14 protein-coding genes are annotated in these 19,362 nt (G+C 42.8%); 7 read left to right on the top strand and 7 right to left on the bottom strand.

Annotation, left to right across the window (positions count from 1 at the left end):
• Nucleotides 1-94 precede the first annotated feature (94 nt).
• The 3 genes from FLL45_RS19300 to FLL45_RS19290 form a co-directional block, all read right to left on the bottom strand.
• Entirely contained in the window at nucleotides 95-1,096 is a 1,002-nt protein-coding gene (locus FLL45_RS19300) for a GGDEF domain-containing protein (protein WP_185964555.1), read from the bottom strand.
• Nucleotides 1,097-1,198: 102 nt separating this feature from the next.
• Nucleotides 1,199-1,960 carry an SGNH/GDSL hydrolase family protein gene (locus FLL45_RS19295; RefSeq protein WP_185964554.1) on the bottom strand — a complete coding sequence of 254 codons (762 nt, stop codon included), beginning with the start codon at nucleotides 1,958-1,960 and terminating at the stop codon, nucleotides 1,199-1,201.
• Between the two features lie 57 nt (nucleotides 1,961-2,017).
• On the bottom strand, nucleotides 2,018-4,507 hold the full coding sequence (locus FLL45_RS19290) for a PQQ-dependent sugar dehydrogenase (RefSeq protein ID WP_142943690.1): 2,490 nt from the start codon (nucleotides 4,505-4,507) through the stop codon (nucleotides 2,018-2,020).
• A 293-nt stretch (nucleotides 4,508-4,800) separates the two neighbouring features.
• On the opposite strand from FLL45_RS19290, the gene FLL45_RS19285 reads away from it, so the two are divergent.
• The 6 genes from FLL45_RS19285 to FLL45_RS23150 all read left to right on the top strand — a co-directional run bounded on the left by FLL45_RS19285 (nucleotide 4,801) and on the right by FLL45_RS23150 (nucleotide 12,563).
• Entirely contained in the window at nucleotides 4,801-5,865 is a 1,065-nt protein-coding gene (locus FLL45_RS19285) for a sensor histidine kinase (protein WP_142943689.1), read from the top strand.
• Complete coding sequence (locus FLL45_RS19280) at nucleotides 5,862-6,707, top strand: LytR/AlgR family response regulator transcription factor (protein WP_210247235.1); 846 nt, start codon at nucleotides 5,862-5,864, stop codon at nucleotides 6,705-6,707. The genes FLL45_RS19285 and FLL45_RS19280 overlap by 4 nt, the downstream gene beginning before the upstream one ends.
• Before the next feature lie 278 nt (nucleotides 6,708-6,985).
• Complete coding sequence (locus FLL45_RS19275) at nucleotides 6,986-10,135, top strand: efflux RND transporter permease subunit (protein WP_142943688.1); 3,150 nt, start codon at nucleotides 6,986-6,988, stop codon at nucleotides 10,133-10,135.
• A gap of 16 nt (nucleotides 10,136-10,151) precedes the next feature.
• Nucleotides 10,152-11,300 carry an efflux RND transporter periplasmic adaptor subunit gene (locus FLL45_RS19270; protein ID WP_142943687.1) on the top strand — a complete coding sequence of 383 codons (1,149 nt, stop codon included), beginning with the start codon at nucleotides 10,152-10,154 and terminating at the stop codon, nucleotides 11,298-11,300.
• Nucleotides 11,301-11,486: 186 nt separating this feature from the next.
• On the top strand, nucleotides 11,487-11,966 hold the full coding sequence (locus FLL45_RS19265; RefSeq protein ID WP_142943686.1) for a DUF2306 domain-containing protein: 480 nt from the start codon (nucleotides 11,487-11,489) through the stop codon (nucleotides 11,964-11,966).
• A 144-nt stretch (nucleotides 11,967-12,110) separates the two neighbouring features.
• The gene (locus tag FLL45_RS23150) at nucleotides 12,111-12,563 is read left to right on the top strand and encodes a MarR family winged helix-turn-helix transcriptional regulator (RefSeq protein ID WP_142943685.1); all 453 of its coding nucleotides are present in this window, start codon (nucleotides 12,111-12,113) and stop codon (nucleotides 12,561-12,563) included.
• 40 nt (nucleotides 12,564-12,603) lie between these two features.
• Here the strand turns inward: FLL45_RS23150 and FLL45_RS19255 are convergent, their stop codons facing one another.
• The 3 genes from FLL45_RS19255 to FLL45_RS19245 all read right to left on the bottom strand — a co-directional run bounded on the left by FLL45_RS19255 (nucleotide 12,604) and on the right by FLL45_RS19245 (nucleotide 16,773).
• Nucleotides 12,604-15,633, bottom strand: coding sequence for a ligand-binding sensor domain-containing protein (locus tag FLL45_RS19255; protein WP_142943684.1), 3,030 nt, complete (start codon nucleotides 15,631-15,633; stop codon nucleotides 12,604-12,606).
• A 154-nt stretch (nucleotides 15,634-15,787) separates the two neighbouring features.
• The gene (locus FLL45_RS19250; protein ID WP_142943683.1) at nucleotides 15,788-16,273 is read right to left on the bottom strand and encodes a P-loop nucleotide/nucleoside kinase family protein; all 486 of its coding nucleotides are present in this window, start codon (nucleotides 16,271-16,273) and stop codon (nucleotides 15,788-15,790) included.
• 44 nt (nucleotides 16,274-16,317) lie between these two features.
• Nucleotides 16,318-16,773 (bottom strand): GNAT family N-acetyltransferase, encoded by a 456-nt coding sequence (locus FLL45_RS19245; RefSeq protein WP_142943682.1) that lies wholly within the window; start codon nucleotides 16,771-16,773, stop codon nucleotides 16,318-16,320.
• A gap of 556 nt (nucleotides 16,774-17,329) precedes the next feature.
• Here FLL45_RS19245 and FLL45_RS19240 point away from each other — a divergent pair.
• Entirely contained in the window at nucleotides 17,330-17,857 is a 528-nt protein-coding gene (locus FLL45_RS19240; protein WP_142943681.1) for a 2'-5' RNA ligase family protein, read from the top strand.
• 12 nt (nucleotides 17,858-17,869) lie between these two features.
• Here FLL45_RS19240 and FLL45_RS19235 read toward each other — a convergent pair whose 3' ends face one another.
• Nucleotides 17,870-19,183 (bottom strand): amino acid permease, encoded by a 1,314-nt coding sequence (locus tag FLL45_RS19235; RefSeq protein ID WP_142943680.1) that lies wholly within the window; start codon nucleotides 19,181-19,183, stop codon nucleotides 17,870-17,872.
• Nucleotides 19,184-19,362 lie beyond the last annotated feature (179 nt).

The following is a 19,362-nucleotide window of genomic DNA, read 5'->3' as shown; positions in this document are numbered from 1 at the left end:
TAAAAGAAACCTAACTTGTGTTATTCTCAAGATAAGACGGTTTAAGGTGAATAATGGTCTCAAAAAATTTGTTTTACGAAAAAAGGAGTAAGTGTTATTTGACTTGATTACGACCTGATTCTTTCGCTTCATACAACTGAGCGTCAGCTTTTTTGAATGCGACATTCAAATCGCTGTCAGTAAGCGCACAAGCAACGCCAAAACTTGCGGTTAATGGAATTGGAGCGTTTTCATAATAAAAGCAATTTTCTTCAATGACGCGACGTAACTTCTCAGCCAAAATATATCCACGAGTAAGTTCAGTTTGTGGAAACAGGATCACAAACTCTTCGCCGCCAATCCTTGCGACCATATCAGTGTCACGAGAATGAGAAGAAAGCAGTCCGGCAAAGTGTTTTAAGATTTCATCACCAATATGGTGCCCGTGGGTATCGTTGACTTGCTTGAAGTGGTCAATATCAAGCGCAACGACAGTCAATGGGAAGTTCGAACCGGGCTCACCAATCACCTGCTTGATATACACAGAATCAAGAAAACGCCGATTGGGTAACTTAGTCAATTGATCAGTGTTGGCTTGACGGTGCTTATCGATATTAATTGATTCCATCTCTAAATGACTTTGATAGCGGAAAAACTCACCGATAAACATAAGAAATACGGTTGCCAGAAAGGAAGATAAAAAGCGACTGATTTCTTCATCAGAATACTCAGCAGGAATTAGTTGTTGATTGACCAGCAGAAACCAAATCAATCCATAAACCACTAGATTGCTCGCCAAGCCTACTTGATAACCGAACAGAACAAATAAAACAAAAGGAAACGGAAAAACCCAGTAGAGACCGGTGTTCATATGCCCACCACTATAGACTAAGCCGAGCATCATCAGCGAAACACAAAGACCACAGATATAAGTAAAAAACTTCTTTTCATGAAAAAAATGAGAGAAGGCTACATTAACCAGGATTAGCGAGGCTCCGCCAAATAACACCGTTTTTAACAAAGTGTTTTCACTGTTAATATGTTGAAAAGCAAACAAGTAAATAATGGTACTACCGACATAACTTGTGAAATAAAACACGAATTTACGTCGTTTCATTTCTACATCTGCACTTGAGCTACGATCAATAAAACTGGACCACCAGTCGCTTTGCTGCATAAGCTATTTACAGTTCTTCTTGGACAATCTTTATATAATAGCTCAGTTTGAATAAACTAGCAGTTGTTTCGAATTGGAGTTTTTTTCAATGACAACCGCGCGATTCATTTCTATCGCAGAGACTACTGCCTCCCCCCATAATTCGTAGGCTTGTGGTCCTGGATGAAAACCATCACTTGCCATCAACGACGGCGTATCGGCAATATCTAATCGCAAGTGAAAACAGTCATTTTGCGTTGTTACAAAGGCTCTCATGCGTTGATTGAATAATTCGGCTCGACCACCCAAAATTTTTCTCAATGGTTGTGGTAAAGCTGGAAAGCGACTCATTTCAGGTAATGCAGACAGCACTATCATTTCTGGTGAATACTTTTCACGGATCAACTGCAATAATTGTGACTGTTGACTAAGCCAGGTATCAATTGATACGCCGGTAATAAGATCATTTACCCCGAGCGAAGTCACAACAATATTTTGCTTTTCCGACGGCAGGTTATCTAGGTGAGATATCATCGCTGAGGTAGTACACCCTGACCAGGCTTCTAACTGCCAATTGACTGAATAACGCTGATTTAAAAATTTAAGAATCTGACCGCTCAGGGCCTCTTGCTGGTGACTTGCGCCGACCCCGGCTGCAGCAGAATCTCCGATAACTTTAAAAGATAAACGCGGCTTATCATTACTAACAAAGCCTTGACGCTCACCTTTAGCTTCGGGTAAGCGAGGTGTTTTAACTCTCACATAAACGCCTTGTATCAACAATAAAGGCGATAACACTAAGTGAGTTAACCAGTGATTAAACACGAGTGCACTCCTTAAAATTCAGACGAAAGGAACTGCTCCAGTTTAACTTAATTTGATTTAGTTACAATTTGCAAGGCTGTTAATCCACTGGCTCACTAGGCTGACGGCTTGATCGTCAACAACTTGAGTTGCAACTGGTGGCATTCTTTCACCACTATTCAAGGAAGCCATTCGTGCTATCAAAACAGATTGCGAAGCATCTCCGGGATAAATTATCCGTGGGTCGTTAATTCCTAGATCGCCATCTTGCGGTTGGATATCACAAGCATTGGTGTTTGCAAGCGCAGTGTTTATCCTCAAGTCAATCTGCGAACCTTGCGCTCCAGGCCGATGACACCCACTGCAGTTACTGTGTAAGTAACTGCGTGCTCTGGTCTCAAGCGTTGCTGTATCATCGTCAATTGCCGCCATCGGGGCGATTAAATCAGCAGTCGTAATCTGTCCAACAAAACCGGCGCCAACTAACGCGCCCAATTGGTTAGCAGTATTGCCGTTGGGGTACGCCAAATCCTTATTGAGCTGGCTAGTCTCTAACCCCAGGGTATTATTTGCAGCATTAGTGTGGCACTCAAAACATTGACCTCGAGTAGGAATAATATGCTCAAAACTACCCGCAGTGACTATTTCTTGAGTGTTACCATCCACGAGCACGGCATCCGATTGGTCACCCAACCATCGGTAACTATAGCCTGCCCAGCCAGTGTTATGGCGCATAAACAAACGCGTTTCTAGAAATTGATCGTTGTGGGTAAAGTTTTTGATCAGTATGCTACCGGTTGGAAATTCAAAGTCTCCATCAGCTAATACTTCAACCGACTCTCCGTCAGGAATCGCAAACAATCGAGTTTTGAGCGCGCCATCTGACCACAATTGACTGGTGACATCATATGGAATTACCGAGTCGGGATAACTCTTATCATTGGTAGATGCAAAACATCCGGTGTCCGACAGGTTAGTTGGAATATTTGAAGACGCTGCGCCCGTGGCGTTAATCTTGTATATCCCCTCGCCAGCGCCCCCAAAATAATTTAACACGTAAACTTCGCCCGCAGAATCTTGGGCAAAACTCGAGATACTTAAACCGGTTAATTGCTCTTCTCTGGCCTGATAGCTCAAATCAGGCAATTGAGTGGCGCTGAACAAGCGCCCGGTACAAAAATCGCCATAAAAATATACACCTTGGATAGCCGGATGGTCGGAACCTCGATAAACATAACCACCAGTAACCGAACAATCACCACCGCCGTGGCCATACTCTGCAACCGGTAACACTAAGCCATCAGTACTACAATTCGGATTGGAGAAACAAGCACTCGCCTCCATGATAGGCCATCCAAGATTATCTCCGGCTTGCACTTTGTTAACTTCTTCAAAGGTATTTTGACCGACATCCGCGACCCAAAGATCACCGTTCTGTTGATCAAAGCTCCACCGCCAAGGGTTCCGCAGCCCATAGGCGTAAATCTCATCAAGCGCAGTCGAGACCCCAATAAATGGATTGTCCGCCGGAATGGTATAAGGCAAGCTACTGACGTCAATTCGCAAAATATTACTATGTAATGATTGTGTATTTTGGCCGTGGCCAAATTCATCATCAGCGCCCCCTCCATCACCGAAACCAATATATAAATATCCATCGGGGCCGAAAGCGATCGTTCCGCCGTTATGATTGGCTGCTGGCTGTACCAAGCTTAAAACGATTTCTTCGGTTGCTAGAGAAAGTGGCGTTGAACCGGAATCAGTTAATCGAGATATTACGGATGTCGTTCCGTTATTGAAATAAGAAACATAAACGTATCCATTGTTGGCAAAATCTGGGTCAAAAGCCATTCCCAGTAAACCTGCCTCTCCCGCATAGTTCACTTGTGCACTGAGGTCTGCATATAGATTTAAACTGCTTGCGGAAGCATTGTTGTCAAACCAGTAGATTTCACCACTCTGTAAAACGGCATACCAGCGACTTGAGTCTCCAGGCGCCTGATATAATCCGACTAAGGCATTCAATGCAGATAAATTAGGAAACGCTGCTTCTATGGTCACAGCAATGTTGCTGCTGCCGGGGTTAGCGGGAGCGACACAGCTTGCATTAGCTACTCGGTTTAACGCTGGCTGCTGGAGAGCGGTAGTGACTTCAAAAGTCGATTGAACGCCTAATCCCCCACCAACGTTGAGTGAGAGTACAGAGGTCACGCCATATGTTGACGCCGATCGCGTTCTAACAACAACAGTTTGATTAGCGCTGATGGATCCTTGAGTGCTTGTAAAGGCCGCACCATCGATACTATATTCTCCATTGACGACCGAAATGGCAACTTGTTGATTGATTCCAGTGACGGTTACCGAATTTGACTCCACCCAAGTATCAAACTCAGTTGTCGTTTGGGTGCTAAACCCGATAGGGTCAGGGATAACATCAGGGTCACCGTTACCAGATCCGCCTCCACCCCCAGAGCTGCTTCCACCGCCACCGCCGCCACAGCTGATGACTAGCAGTAACATGGCGCTAAAAACAAAAGAAAAACGCACTCTGCTGTAACCCAACCACATATGCTACCTCCGGAAATCATTTTATTTTTGTAATTCCACCGAGTTAGACGCACAAACTATAATTTCGGTCTCAAAAATCTTGTTAAGGTCCACACTCAGTATATGCCTCTGAATTGAGTGAGCAACTGAGAGATAGTCTTTTACGCTAATTTACGCCAATTTTGCGCATTGCTTCCGGTTAATTTCGTCGAAATGAGCTGAACCTGCGTTTAGAAACAATGCATAAACAGCGTATCTCGGTATACTATTCAGTGAAAAACTCTAAAAATCATCAACATAGATAACTAGCAACAATGCAAAACCATTTATTTGCGAATACCAAGCATCAATTTTACATCCTTAATTGTGTCGGTTGGACAGGCTATATCCTTACCACACATGTCGGCGCTATTTATTGGGACAAGCCCATCAATTATTACTGGGCAATATTTATCGGCGGTGTATTAGGCTTCTTATTAAGCTTTTTACTACGGCCCATCTACCGAAAAGCTTGGAACTTCTCAACGACCAAAAAAGTGCTGACGGTTATTGTCACTTGTTGGCTGTTGAGTCTGGTCTGGGCAATTCCAGACAACCTCATTTTTTGGGAAGTTTATAAACACGGCTATCGTCCAAAACATTGGGTCAGCTACATCAACGGGTCAGTCAGTAAATTTTATATCTATTTATGTTGGAGTTGTTTGTACTTTGGGATTAAGTTCTATCAAGGTATGCAGGAGGCGACTCAGAGCGCTCTAAAAGCCAATGCATTAGCCCATGAAGCACAATTAAAAATGTTGCGATATCAACTTAACCCCCATTTTTTATTCAATACGTTAAACGCAATCTCAACCCTTGTATTGGAAAATCAAACCGAAAGAGCGAATGAAATGGTAACACGGCTTTCTAATTTCCTCCGTTACTCATTGGATAATGACCCCATGCAAAAGGTGACGTTTGAACAAGAAATTACTACGCTAAAGCTCTATTTAGGTATTGAGAAAGTACGTTTTGAAGAAAGACTCGAAATTAATTTTGAGATTGATTCTGAAGCGGAAAAAGCCTTAATACCCAGTTTAATTCTCCAGCCACTGGTCGAAAACTCAATCAAATATGCGATCGCAAAATCGGAAAATGGTGGTTGTATTTGTTTACGTGCAAAAGTCTTCGCCCGTGAACTATTACTTGAGTTAAAAGACGATGGTCCTGGTGTCGAAATGGTAGATGGCGAACTTCCAAATGGTCGAGGCGTCGGTGTTAAAAATACCCGCGAACGACTGAGCGAGTTATATAACGATAAACATTCGTTTACGATTTCAAACATACAGCCATGTGGTTTACAAGTTAGTATCAGGCTACCTTATGAGATCGCTGAATGAATCCACTAAAAACACCGATAAAAAACACCCAATCTATGAAAAAGATTCGCACTATCATCGTCGACGATGAATCTCTTGCCAGACGCGGTTTAAAACTGCGTCTCCAGGCTTTTGAAGACATTGAGATAATTGAAGAGTGCACCAATGGAAGAGAAGCCCTGAAAGCCATTGAAGAGCATTCACCCGATTTAGTTTTCTTGGATATTCAAATGCCAGGAATCGATGGATTTGGTGTCGTAAAGAAAATTCAGGCCGACACCATGCCTTTAGTGGTTTTTGTGACGGCGTTTAATCAATATGCGATTGAAGCGTTCGAAATTCATGCAGTGGATTATGTGTTAAAACCTATTGAAGAAGAACGACTCACCATTGCAGTGGAACGAGTCAGACAACACCTGCAGCAGTCAGAAAGCGAAAACCATAAGCAAAGACTGATGGATTTAATCACCAATATCACAGGACAATCTCCCGCAGAAATCAACGACCTACTCTCTGCGGGCCAACTACCAGAACAAGGATATCCTGAAAAAATAGCGATAAAAGATCGTGGAGAAACGACTCTCGTTCCAAGTAAAGATATTTCCTGGATTGAAGCAGCTGGAGACTACATGTGCATCCATGCGAATGATCAAGTTCATGTACTGCGCTCCACCATGAAAAACCTCGAAGCCAAATTAAATCCTCAAAATTTTCAACGTATCCACCGCTCGACGATTGTAAATTTAGAACGAATCGAAAAAGTATGCTCGCATATCAACGGAGAATACTACTTAATCTTAGATTCGGGTTCTCGGTTAAAAATGAGCCGAAGCTATCGAGACAAGATCAAGCATATTATTTGATTTCATAACCCCTCTAGTTTTTAAAACTTTTTAAATCTGCACAAAATTCAATCTTTTTTCTGCACACTTTACTTCATTCAGGTTCGTCATAGCACCAACCTGAATGCTTATTTCTTGACACATTTTGGCGAATAAATTCGAACAAATTTATCAGAATATTTCTAGATATTTCTGACGTGAATTTTAACGTGTTTTGACATCGGTTAATCGTTAAAAAGATGTTTTATCGCATTCAGTTGATAAGCTTTATCTAACTTTATACCGCGGGTAACAACCAAATGAAATTAACCAAACAAGCACTAAAAAGTCCTGCCTCTGTAGCCGTGGGTGTAGCACTTATTCTACTGGTAGGAGTTTTGAGTTTACTTAAACTCCCAGTGCAATTGTTTCCCGATATAGAGCGTCCGCGAATTGCGATCCAAACACAATGGCGCGCAGCCTCGCCGCTTGAAATTGAATCGGAGATCATCGAGCCGCAAGAGCAAGTTCTCAAGGGGATACCTGGATTGGTGCGCCTGAATGCATTTGCCAATAGAGGGAACGCTTTTATCAACCTTGAGTTTGGTGTTGATACCAATATGGATCAAACATTGATCGAAGTGATCAGTCGTATGACTCGAATTCCACCGCTACCGAGAGACGCAACTCCACCTCAGGTAATGCTCGGCGGTTTTGGTGGTGGTACACCAGCGCTGACTTTTTTCTTCCTTCAGGCATTACCGGGCAATGACAAACCGGTCGCAGACTACATTGACTTTGTTAACAGTAACGTGACACCGCGATTAGAGAGTATCGCAGGCGTTGCGAGTGTCCAAACTTTCGATCAGAACAATCGCGAGGAGCTACAAATTCGTTTTGATCCAATTAAAGCGGCTCAGTTCAATATTGAAATTCCACGGTTGGTGAATATGGTGGTCGGTGGAAGTGATGTATCTGGCGGTTTTGTGGATGTCGGAAGGCGTCAGTATACCTTGAGGTTTAGCGGTCAGTATCAAGCTGAACAACTCGCTGAATTAATATTAGAAAACCGTAACGGGCGCAATATAAGGCTCGGTGATATTGCCACAGTCGAGGTCGCACGGAATGACGTGAGTGCAACCGCCTATCAAAATGGTAATCCCGCCTTCTCTATGAGAATCAATAAAGCGAATGGTGCAAATACCTTAGCGACCTTAAACCTCGTCAAAGCTGAAGTAGAAAAGATTAACCAAGAATTGTTAGCTGATAAACAACTAGTAATGGCGCAATCATTTGATGCGTCTGTCTTTATTTACAGAGCGATAAACTTGGTTACCGGCAACTTATTTGCAGGCGTGATTCTATCGCTTTCAGTGCTGTGGTTTTTTGTCAGACGTGCTAGGGCAACGCTCATCATCGCGACCGCCATCCCTATTTCGCTACTAGCAACATTTTTCGTCTTGGATGTTTTGGGTCGCTCTTTAAATGTCATTTCATTGGCAGGCTTAGCCTTTGCCGTTGGTATGGTGTTGGATGCGGCGATTGTTGTGCTAGAAAATATTTTACGGATGCGTGAGAAAGGTAAAGATAATCATCAAAGCTCACTTAAAGGTGCTATTCAAGTCTGGCCAGCACTTTTAGCGTCAACCACGACAACGGTTGCAATATTTTTACCGGTATTTTTCTTGAAAGACGTCGAAGGTCAACTGTTTGGTGATTTGGCATTGACCATTGCAATTGCTGTATCAGTCAGCTTATTGGTAGCCGTAGTTTTACTACCTGTACTGGCAAAGTTAATGATTAAAGACCGCCAGATACTTGACCCTAACAAACGTGTTTGGGAACGAGTTTCAAACTTCGTTATGAACATAACAAATACAGGAAAAAAACGTGCTGCACTGGCAACAAGTTTAATTTTCCTACCCGTCTTTTTCACTTGGTTGGCAACCCCAAAACTTGATTATCTGCCACCAGTAAAAAGAGATGCGGTTGATGCCAATTTGCGTTTCCCCCCCGGCGCAAATGTAGAAACCATCGACAAGGAAGTCGTGCAACCCATCTTAGAACGACTAAAGCCTTATATGGAAGGTACTAAAGAGCCGGCGCTTAAAAATTACTATATTTTTACGGGGCCTTTTGGCGGTAACTTAGGCGTTCGAGCGAAAGATCAAACGAAAGTCAATGAGCTGTTAGACGTGGTTCGCAATGAAATCTTAGTCGATTTACCGGATACCACGGCAGTAGCCTACCAAGGTAATTTATTTGGAGGCTTTGGTGGGGCCCGCTCGGTACAAATTCTATTGCAATCTAGCGACAACGAAGCGTTGATGCAAGTTGCCGCTGAAGGCATGGCTTGGGTACGCGAAGCAATCCCTGGTGCTTCGGTCAATGCTAATCCAGGTCTTGAAGTTGCCGAACCAGAGTTACGTTTGCTGCCACGCGATCGCGAAATATTGGAGCAAGGATGGACGAGACGAGAAATTGGTACTGTGGTTCGCACTTTGGGTGACGGTATGTATGTTGGAGAACATTTTAACGGCAGTAAAAGAATGAATATCATTCTCCGAGCCGAAGGTTGGGATGACCCCGATAATCTCGGTGATGTCCCAGTTGTTACCGCCAACGGCAACATCACTCAACTTCGAGAGTTAGTTGATATTAATCGAACCGTCGGGCCAACACGACTTGCCCGAATTGATGGCCACCGGACAATCACGCTTAATGTCAATCCACCGCAGGGATGGTCGTTAGAGGAAACGATCGACACGCTTAAGTCACAAGTTGATCCTAAACTTCGCCAAGCACTGCCTGCAGACGGCAGTATTCAATATGGCGGAAGTGCTGATCAATTAGAGAAAGCCATCACTGTGATGGGGCAAAACTTTTTATTCGCGCTAGCCATATTGTTTATGCTGCTCGCAGCTCTGTTTAAATCTCTCAAAGACAGCGCGCTTGTGTTAGTTACCATTCCACTGGCCACTGTCGGCGGGATTCTGGCGCTAAGATTACTCAACTTGGCGGTGTTTCAACCCCTCGATTTACTCACCATGATCGGATTTGTAATCCTTCTCGGACTGGTGGTCAACAATGCTATTTTGCTCGTTCATCAAACTCGCAACGCCGAAACCAAAGGACTTAACCGTAGGGAAGCGGTACATACTGCATTGAAAATGCGTTTACGACCGATTTTTATGAGTACCCTTACTAGCTTCTTCGGCATGCTGCCTTTGTTGTTAATGCCGGGAGCTGGAAGCGTTATTTATCGTGGACTGGCAGCGGTAATCGTGGGTGGTTTAGCAGTCAGTACCATTTTCACAATTCTACTTTTACCTTGTTTACTACAAATTAATTTTAAACAACTTTTATTCAACTTTGCTTCGCGCCAATCAAAATCAACAAGCTCAATTAACCAGGCCGACGACACTGAAACTAATTCGCCTTTATCGATTAAATCGGCAAATCAACATTAAATTTCTGGAGAAGAAAATGATAATTCTCAAGGCAATGACACTCACTAAGACTAATTTAATGAAGCGCCCATTGATGACAACTTCGCTCTTGTTATTCGGACTCGCTGCCAGTACAACAATACTTAGTAGCCGAGTCATCGCTGCTGAAGCTGGCAAAGAACCCCCTGCCAGTCTAGTGACAACAAAAGCAGCAAAGCAACAGCAAGTATCGCCGACTATTTGGCTGGCAGGGAATGTTATTAACCGTATGAGTGCACAAATCTCCGCTGAGCAAAGTGGCCGTTTAACGCAACTTTTAGACATTGGTGAAAGCGTTAAAGCGGGCGATATCATTGCTAAATTAGATGCGCGCGAACTAGAGCTACAAATTGCGGAGCGTAAAGCGCAACTTCGCCGTCACGCCGCCAATATCGACTATTTAAGCAAACAGCAAGACCGTCTTTCTGCATTGCTGGATAACAACAGCACCGCGAGAATTGAACTTGACCGAGTAACCCGTGATTTAAATATCGCAGAAGAAGAACGCAACAGTCTAAAAATTCAGATAAAGCAAATTAGACTAACCCTCGATAGAGCGACTATTAGAGCGCCTTTCAGTGGCAAAATAAATCGCAAACTAGCCGAAGTCGGTGAATATGTAACTGTAGGAACGACTCTCGTAGAACTGGTGGATCCCAGTTCCATCGATGTCAGCGTCGCCGCACCTTTTAGCGTTGCTCCCCACTTACAACAACAAGGCAATGTATTGATCAAGTGGCAGGATAAATTAGAGTCCGTCCCGGTAAGAACTTGGAGCCCTGCTGGAGACCAGGCATCAAGAACATTTAACGTTCGTCTTGATGCATCAAGCCTGGGATTAGTTGGTGGCAGCAGCGTTAGCGTCTCATTGCCAAGCGACCAAATCATTGACTCGACCATGGTTCCGAGAGACGCATTAATACTGCGGGATAAACAGACATTTGTTGTCACTGTTGACGACCAATTACAAGCGAAAAGAATCGAGGTATCTCTCGGCAGAGGCGTCGGTGACTGGATATCGGTAGCAGGCTCCATAAATCCGGGCGACCAAGTTATTATTCGTGGTGGTGAACGCCTGAGAGATGGTCAAAAAGTGCGGATTGCACAAACGCCAATCAACACCAGCGAGTCTATCGCCGCAAACTAGTTTCAAAACCTTGCTTGTCTTCTCCTCGAGACAAGCTTCAGTGTCTTGCCGGGTCTTTACCCGGCTTTTTTATATTTCTCTCGATGGCTGTTGTCTGAATAAATTCTAACGCCAATCTAAACTTAAATTGCGCACAATCTAATAGCGCGCTATTATTGTTGGAAATTCGTCCAATGGAGATTAATCATGCCTTTGAGCCCGATGGGAATATTACACACGGTGGTCGGTATGGTCGCTTTAATCAGTGGCTTTATGATGTTGTGGCAAAGCAAACAAATGACCTACAAATCAGTCACAGGTAAAACCTACTTGATCGCAACATTGATAACGGCAGCTTCCGCGTTAACCATCTTCCGTCATGGAGGGTTTAATGCTGCTCATGGATTGGCTATTCTGACTATTTTAGCGGTGTTTTCCGGCTTAATAATAGAAAAAACGGTGCTGTTTAAATCTTGGAACAAGTACTTCACTAACCTCTGTTACTCGGCAACCATTTTGTTTCATTTAATTCCCACAGCGACCGAAATCTTAACTCGCTTCCCTATGGATGCACCAATCGTTACGTCACTCAAAGATCCCTTTTTGCAAAAAACATTTTTGGTGATTTTAATTGTCTTTTTAATAATGCTGACTTGGCAAATGGTGTGGTTACGCCGTCAAAAGTAGCATGAATCAATAACAGGTTTCGTTTCAGCGAATCGGCGAAGCCTGCTTGAGTTTATTAAGCAAAGATAATTTACTAAAGCCGATTAATGGCTTCACTTAAAACTCGGCTTCAACATTTAGCGCTCAATCTTGTTAGGTAGCACCATGAGTCACAAGAACGTCAAACCTTCGGTTCCTGATCACCTACAATTCAAACGACAGATTTGTTTCCCGCTTTACTCAGCCTCCAACGCAGTCGTAAGAGCCTACCGCCCTTATCTGGATGAGCTAAAAATTACTTACCTGCAATATATGGTGCTTATGGTGCTCTGGGAAGAACAAGCGAGCAATGTCAAAACTTTGGGCGAACGTTTAAACCTCGACTCAGGTACGCTCACCCCGCTGCTTAAACGACTTGAAGCCAAAGGCTTTATTAGCCGTCAGAGAGATAAAACTGATGAGCGCGGTAGAATTATTCGTATTACTCAGTCTGGCAATGCCTTAAAAAGCCTGGCCAAAGATATCCCGACAAAAGTTGCCAAAAAAACCGGATTGACGATAGAAGAACACCAGCAGTTAAAAACACTTTGTTTAAAAATTGTGGCTAACTCACAATAACTATCGTAATACTGAAATGCCAACTGCTCTTGAGTGCCTTTTAATAACATACTCGATTACGACCAGACTCCTTACCACGATATAAATGTTTGTCGGCTCTGTTGATACACTGTTCAAGAGATTGATGAGGTTGAATCTCGCTGACTCCGATAGTAACCGTTACTTTTATCTGCCCGCTCTTTATTGCAATAACATTGTCTTTTATATTTTTGCGAATTTTCTGAGCTAGGATTACCGCGGCATCAAGCGGCGTTTCCACAGCTAGAATGATAAACTCTTCACCACCCCATCGTGCAATATGATCTTGTTTACGAATAAGTCCCTTCATTTTTTCAGCGGTACCGACTAAAACCTTGTCGCCAGCAGCATGTCCATATTCATCATTCACGTCTTTAAAGTGATCAATATCAACCATCAAAATGGAAAATGGTTTTTCAGTACGTTTAAACTTTTGTAGCTCACTTTCGGCAAGCAAACTAAACCCACGACGATTTTTAAGTTGACTCAATTCGTCTCTGGTTGATAATTCCATTAACTTAGCATTAATGGCTTCAAGTTCGAGGGTTCTCTGTTTAACCAGCATCGACAACTCTTGAGAGTGAGCCTTGAGCGACCAAATCCGCCAGCGATAGAACGCGCTAAAAAGGCCGATAGTCAAAAGCGCCCAAAGTATTTTCGTCCATGTATTCCAATACCATGGCGGAAGAACAATAATTTCTAATGTTTTAACTTTATCGCTCCATATGCCATCTTTGTTTGAACCTTTAATATTTAATTGATAGTTTCCTGGATCAAGGTTGGTATAAGTGGCGACCCGATGGTTAGCATCAGAATCAATCCAATCGCCATCGAAACCTTCGAGTTTAAACTGATACAAATTATTTTCAGGGGCAGAATAGTCCAATGCACTGAACTCAATACTAAACACATTGTCCTTAGGGCCGAGCGTGATAGTATCACTGATATGGATTGGTTTGGTTAACGGCATTCCTCGTTTATTTTGAGAGGATACACTGATAGGTTTATTAAGAACCAATAGTTTAGTCGCCGCAACAACCGGTCTAAATGAAGACAGGTTAATATGATCGGGAAATAATGATGACATCCCTTTGGGACCAGCAAAAATAATTTCACCATCAGACAGCTGAAGACTATGGTTAATGTAATACCCCTCCGAAAACGCACCATTTCGCTTATTGTAATAAGAAATCGTTTGCTGACTCGTTTCTATCTTCGCTAAGCCTTCGGTCGTACTCGCCCACAAATTTCCTGATTCATCCTCTTGGATACCACCAATTGACAAAGTCGCCAAATGCGAGTTCGGGTAAAGAGCCTCAAAAGTGAGTGCAGTCATATCGACCCGCATGCGATAGATCCCCGATCCTTGAGTGCCCAATAAAAAGTCGCCATTATTTGCTTTTGATATCCAGGTAACGACTCTTGGACTACGTTGTTCAATTGGACGATTTTCGTCATTAAGATTCACAAGCGCACGAGAGCGTTTATCAATTAAAATGAGGCCTTCTATCGTGCCGGCGTAAACGGTGTCCTCACTCATGAAAATATGAGTCACAGTCGCTACTGCCCAATGCCCTTTCACTTCCAGAGAGTCTCCATCTAACCAGTACAATCCTTGGTTAAATGTTCCTATCCATAAGTCGCCCTGGTGGTCTAAATCAAGTACAAAAATATTAGTATCAACCAACACATTTGTTTTTTCTAACACACTGGATGACGGGATCAGTCGATATAACCCTGACGTTGTCCCCGCCCATAGTTGTTTTTTATTATTATCAAAAGCCAAAGTTCTAATGTAACGTTGCTTAGCTGCCTGATTCTTGCGAGTTTGAAAGGGAAATAGCCAAGGCCCCACACGAGTACCGTCTTTATGTCTTTTCCATATCCCGTTTGGCGCTCCAAACCAAACATTGTCTTGATTGTCTCGCGCAAGGCCTCTGATCCATCCGCCTGGTACCGCTGCATAGGAACCAATTTGTTGACTTTCGGGATCATAAACCGAAAAGCCGCTGGTCCAAGTACCTTGCCAAATTAATCCAGCCTGACTTTCATAAGTACGTGTCATGTGGGCTGCGCTCAATAAACTGCCTTCATTACTCTTATTGGTTAAATCAATACCAGTCACTCTTCCGTTTTGATCGGAGTGTACGATCGTTAATCCGGCATTCGCACTAATCCAAATATCTTGATTTTTAATCTGTTTTATCGAATTGACACCACTTTTGATTAAGGCCTCAGACAAACTTTTTATTGGAAACAAACTAGCGTTCAGTGTATCGCCGTCCTTTTTACGGTAGACGCCTTTCCCGGTAGTGGCGAACCAAAAATCGCCTGAATCCAGCAGCTCGATATCATTAACTTGTTCGCCAATTAATGCATAGTTAACTCGTGTAGGATCACTTATATCAATGCCGAAAAGGCCTTCGGTTGTAGCCACTAAAAGCTCACCGCTTTTATCCAGCGCGATATCAAGTACCCAGGCACTCGCTGAGATATCTAATTTAATTGGCGAAAACGAGTCACTACTCTTCTGATAACGAAATAACCCATGGCGAGTCCCCACCCACATTTGTCCCGAGCGATCAAAGACCACTGTGGTAACGATATAGCGGCGCTCCCCATCTGCACCGATTAGGTCGTAATGCTTAAACCGATCTTGTTGGTACAAATAGCGACTTAGTCCGCCTGAAGTCGCTACCCAGATATCCGAGGTTTCGTCATCAAGCGCAAGTTTATAGGCATAGTCACCGATGGGGCCTACGCCTTCAAAAAGCTTGTCGCGTTTATATTGGATAAACTCATAGCCATCAAAACGGTTAATACCATTTTGTGTTGCAAACCACATGAAGCCACTCTTGTCTTGTAATATATCGGCAACAGTGACTTGGGATAGACCTTGCTGAACAGAAACATGCCGAAAGTAAGTAGGAATATTAGGCTTCAACTGCAAGTTTGTCGCTGCTTGTAATCCAATTGAGTAAACGCTAAAAGCCAAAGCCATTAACATACTTAAGTAATTATCAAGCGCATACTTCCGCAATTTATTTCTCAACACTCAACCGTAGGACGAAAAACTATCAGTATTAAGAATAGAAGGAGTCGCTGATTTAGGCAAACTGGCCAATATTAACTCACTTTGTAGAAAGGGTTTGCTATTCAGTACTCGCACGTTTTAAAAAGTTGTTTGTGCACTCCAATGGAGATAGTCAACTGATAACTTTTACATTAAATCCCTCTTCAGGCTCTGGTTCAGCAAAGTATTTGGTTACTTGCAAAAACATTTGTGGGGTATCCGTAGAAGCCCTTTCAGGATTTTCATCCCGTCGTTTCTCAATTTGTGACAAACAAGTAGCATCACTTACATCGAGAAAAAACAGTTGGTGGGATGCGTTAATTTCCGTAAATATCGATTTGAGCCATTGACGCTGCTTGACCGTATTTGCAGGAAAATCTAAAACAACATTGGTGCCAGCAAGTAACATAGATTGCGTCAATTGTTTGATTACTGGTTTAAGTCGATTAGCATACTCAACATAGTCTTCGAGTGAGGTTATTAGATTGGGATACAGCGTGCCCAACCAATCGTCTTCTGAAATCATCACTGCATTAATTTCTGCTGCAATTTCACTGGCTTTGGTCGATTTACCTGACCCCATTTTACCGCAGAAAAGTATTAACTGAGCTTTTAACATAATCACAACCAACTTTTGCTTAGAGTAAACCTAACAGAATAAAATTAACGTTGCTTTTTTAGTTTGAGAATTTCATCACCATTAATATCGAACTTATTCGTAGGTCGCCATCCAATACGTCGATAAAAGCCATATGCTCGAATTATCGGCTTTGCAGCTGCGGCTAACCATAATTCATTGTGACCTCGCTCAAAAAGCGACTCACCAGTAAGCGACAATAAATGCTGGCCGATACCGCTCCCTTCAAATCCGGCGAGTATAGCAAGCACCAATATTTCGCCTGATCGAGTGTCACCAAAACAAAATCCAACGATATTACCCTCGGTTTGCGCAATATGCCCGATATAAGTGCCATCCTCCACATAAGGCGTCCAGCTGTCTTCTGTCACACCTATCGACGCTAAATATTTTTTATCAAGAGCATTGTCGTTGGTTAAACCTCGAATTTCTATGCATCGAGGGAGATCATTTTTTGTTGCTCTTCGGTAGCGTATATCCACAGTTAACTCACATCATGACGATCAAATCAAAAAAATAAACTGAACAAGAACAACTTTATTGTACTTACTTTTTGCCTAGTTGATTATTCAAAAAAGTGATTAAGTTGGATGGTTAACACATTACTCAATGCCAATATTTTTTGCGAGCAGGGAGTATTTTCGGTATGACTAGCATCAGATTTGACTCAATATTTTTCGAGTTTCACCATGCATGCTTCTTCATTTGGCCTTCATTTGGCCTCCATTTGGCCTCTATGTAGCTTCAATAAAACCACTATAAAACCTCAATGCGACCTCAATTATCCCTCAATGACTCAAACTCTGAAAGTTTAAATTCCCATGGTGCTGATTCAGAGCTCGCTGCAACTTCAAAAAAGAAAAGCATTCGTATTAAAGTGGTCCGCGTTTTTTTCGCCTGCTCGTCAGACTTTAAAGATGTATTGAGGAAAAGGTTTCATCAAATGACAGTCTCCTTATAAACGGCTAGTACTTGTCAGCCATTTAACCCAACGCTAGTATGTAACTTAAAATAAAAAATTTGAGTACTTTGTTTGTCATGAGTTGGCAAAAAGATTATCAATACGGAACACTATTATTACTGCCACCACCGCAAGTAATGCAAATTGTCAATTCCCTTCGACAACAATATGATCCGCAATCGCATAAAATTTGTGTTGCTCATATAACGCTGACCCAACCATTAATAAAAGAAATATCAACAGACGAGCTCAATTTAATTGAAAAAATAATCAGCCAATTTAGCCAGTTTGAAATTCAGTATGGGCCGATTTCAAACCTTTCTCAAACATGTATTATTTTTCAAATAGCGCCTAAGAAAGTTATTTTGACACTAAGAGAAAAGCTCCATCAGACGGGCTTTTTCAATCTTAACTTGCCGTTTACTGAGGGTTTCATCCCTCATATGACAGTCAGTGAAATGGGTATTGCGAATAATGATTCGGTTATACGCAAATTGAATCAGAAGTTTCCTGTGAGCACCTACCACCAAGAAGCAGTGACTTTAATGAAGCCCAATCATCAATTCGTGTTTAAAACGGTTAGAAATTTTAATCTCAAACGTTAGTTAAGGCACAATTTATTCTTTTTTCATCCACCAGTAAATTGGCAGTCCTGAGATAATTAAAACGGTTCCCCATATTAATGATTTACTGCCGATACCACTGACCGCCCACAAGCAATAAAACATTGCCAACAAGCCGGTAATTACATTGAGATAGTTACGTTTGACAGGCCAACGCACAAAAGTTGTTTTGAGGTCAGCCGCAATTGACAACAAGTATGGAATAAATATTCCTAAAGTCGACATTAAAATCGCAAAGGTAAATAACGCGACAAGCCCTTCGCTGTAGTTGGCAATGACTAATACTGAAATAATGCCGCTCGAGAAAACGAGTGCTGCGATTGACACCCCACTTTTTTTATCGTCAACAAACTTCTTCGGTAACAAACCATCTCTTGCAGCAGTCATTGGCACTTGACCTTGTAACAAGATCCACCCATTAAGCGCACCGATACAGCTGATTGCAGCGCCGAGTGCAACGGCATACCCTGCCCATTCCCCCCATAAGAACTTTGCTGCATCAGCAAAAGGCGCGCTGGAGTTTTGTAATTGCTCGTTGGGCACAATACTCATAATGGCGATTTGTCCCAACAGATAAACACTTGTTGCTATTGCAAAGCCCAGTAATGTTGCTCGTGGAATCGTCACTTTCGGGTCACGAACATTCTCAGCGGGAATAGTCGCGGACTCGATGCCTAAAAAAGCCCACAAAGTTAATGCAGCAGTCGCCGCAATTGAGACGCTAATTGGTTCTTCGCTTGGATTAAATGGTTGAAGCGCGCTGCCATCAAAAACAAAAAACGCGGCGATCGCCATTGCTACCAAAGGTAATAGCTTTAAACCCGTGGTAATAAGCTGAAAAATACCCGCTTGCCTTACACCGCGAGTATTGAGGAAAGTTAGACTCCATACCAGCAATAATGAAGCACCAGCGGCGATAACCGGTGAATCTGTTAATTGGGGAAATAAAACACTCAAGTATGAAATCCCGGCGACCGCAATCGCAGCATTACCACACCAAATAGAAACCCAGTATGACCAGGCAACACTAAAACCGGCTAACGGACCAAAGTGATCGTATGCGAATCGGTAGGGACCACCCTGCTTTGGAAAACGACGACTCAATCTAACAAACACCAAAGCAGTCATCAGTGCGCCAGCAGCAGTCGCTAACCACCCCAGAATACTAACGCCACCATAAGAGGCTAGGGATGCCGGTAACAAGAAAATCCCTGAGCCTATCATATTGCCAACAACTAGCGCGCAGCAGATGATTAATCCTAGAGGTTTGCTGTTAGACACAGGTTCTGGAGAGGGTTGGCTTGGCATATGCGACTCTTTTTTCTTACCTTTTTACGCGCTGCTTTATGTTATGTCAATCGTCACACTTCGCATTCATTCATGAACGATTTTCGAACATGTGAAAGACTAGCAACAGCTTCTGGGCACTTAATCGAGAATAATTACTCATGCTCTATTGATCATAACGAGGTTTGGCGCTAACTTGG

The organism is Aliikangiella marina (assembly GCF_007004765.1).
Taxonomy (GTDB): domain Bacteria; phylum Pseudomonadota; class Gammaproteobacteria; order Enterobacterales; family Kangiellaceae; genus Aliikangiella; species Aliikangiella marina.
The sequence above is the reverse complement of the archived record's forward strand: the minus strand, read 5'-3'. Positions and strand labels throughout refer to the sequence as shown.

Bases quoted from the DNA above. Each gene is read 5' to 3' on its own strand.
- FLL45_RS19265 (WP_142943686.1), top strand. From the start codon at position 11,487: ATGCCTTTGAGCCCGATGGGAATATTACACACGGTGGTCGGTATGGTC.
- FLL45_RS19270 (WP_142943687.1), top strand. From the start codon at position 10,152: ATGATAATTCTCAAGGCAATGACACTCACTAAGACTAATTTAATGAAG.
- FLL45_RS19290 (WP_142943690.1), bottom strand. From the start codon at position 4,507: ATGTGGTTGGGTTACAGCAGAGTGCGTTTTTCTTTTGTTTTTAGCGCC.
- FLL45_RS19235 (WP_142943680.1), bottom strand. From the start codon at position 19,183: ATGCCAAGCCAACCCTCTCCAGAACCTGTGTCTAACAGCAAACCTCTA.
- FLL45_RS19275 (WP_142943688.1), top strand. From the start codon at position 6,986: ATGAAATTAACCAAACAAGCACTAAAAAGTCCTGCCTCTGTAGCCGTG.
- FLL45_RS23150 (WP_142943685.1), top strand. From the start codon at position 12,111: ATGAGTCACAAGAACGTCAAACCTTCGGTTCCTGATCACCTACAATTC.
- FLL45_RS19285 (WP_142943689.1), top strand. From the start codon at position 4,801: ATGCAAAACCATTTATTTGCGAATACCAAGCATCAATTTTACATCCTT.
- FLL45_RS19250 (WP_142943683.1), bottom strand. From the start codon at position 16,273: ATGTTAAAAGCTCAGTTAATACTTTTCTGCGGTAAAATGGGGTCAGGT.
- FLL45_RS19240 (WP_142943681.1), top strand. From the start codon at position 17,330: ATGAGTTGGCAAAAAGATTATCAATACGGAACACTATTATTACTGCCA.
- FLL45_RS19280 (WP_210247235.1), top strand. From the start codon at position 5,862: ATGAATCCACTAAAAACACCGATAAAAAACACCCAATCTATGAAAAAG.
- FLL45_RS19300 (WP_185964555.1), bottom strand. From the start codon at position 1,096: ATGAAACGACGTAAATTCGTGTTTTATTTCACAAGTTATGTCGGTAGT.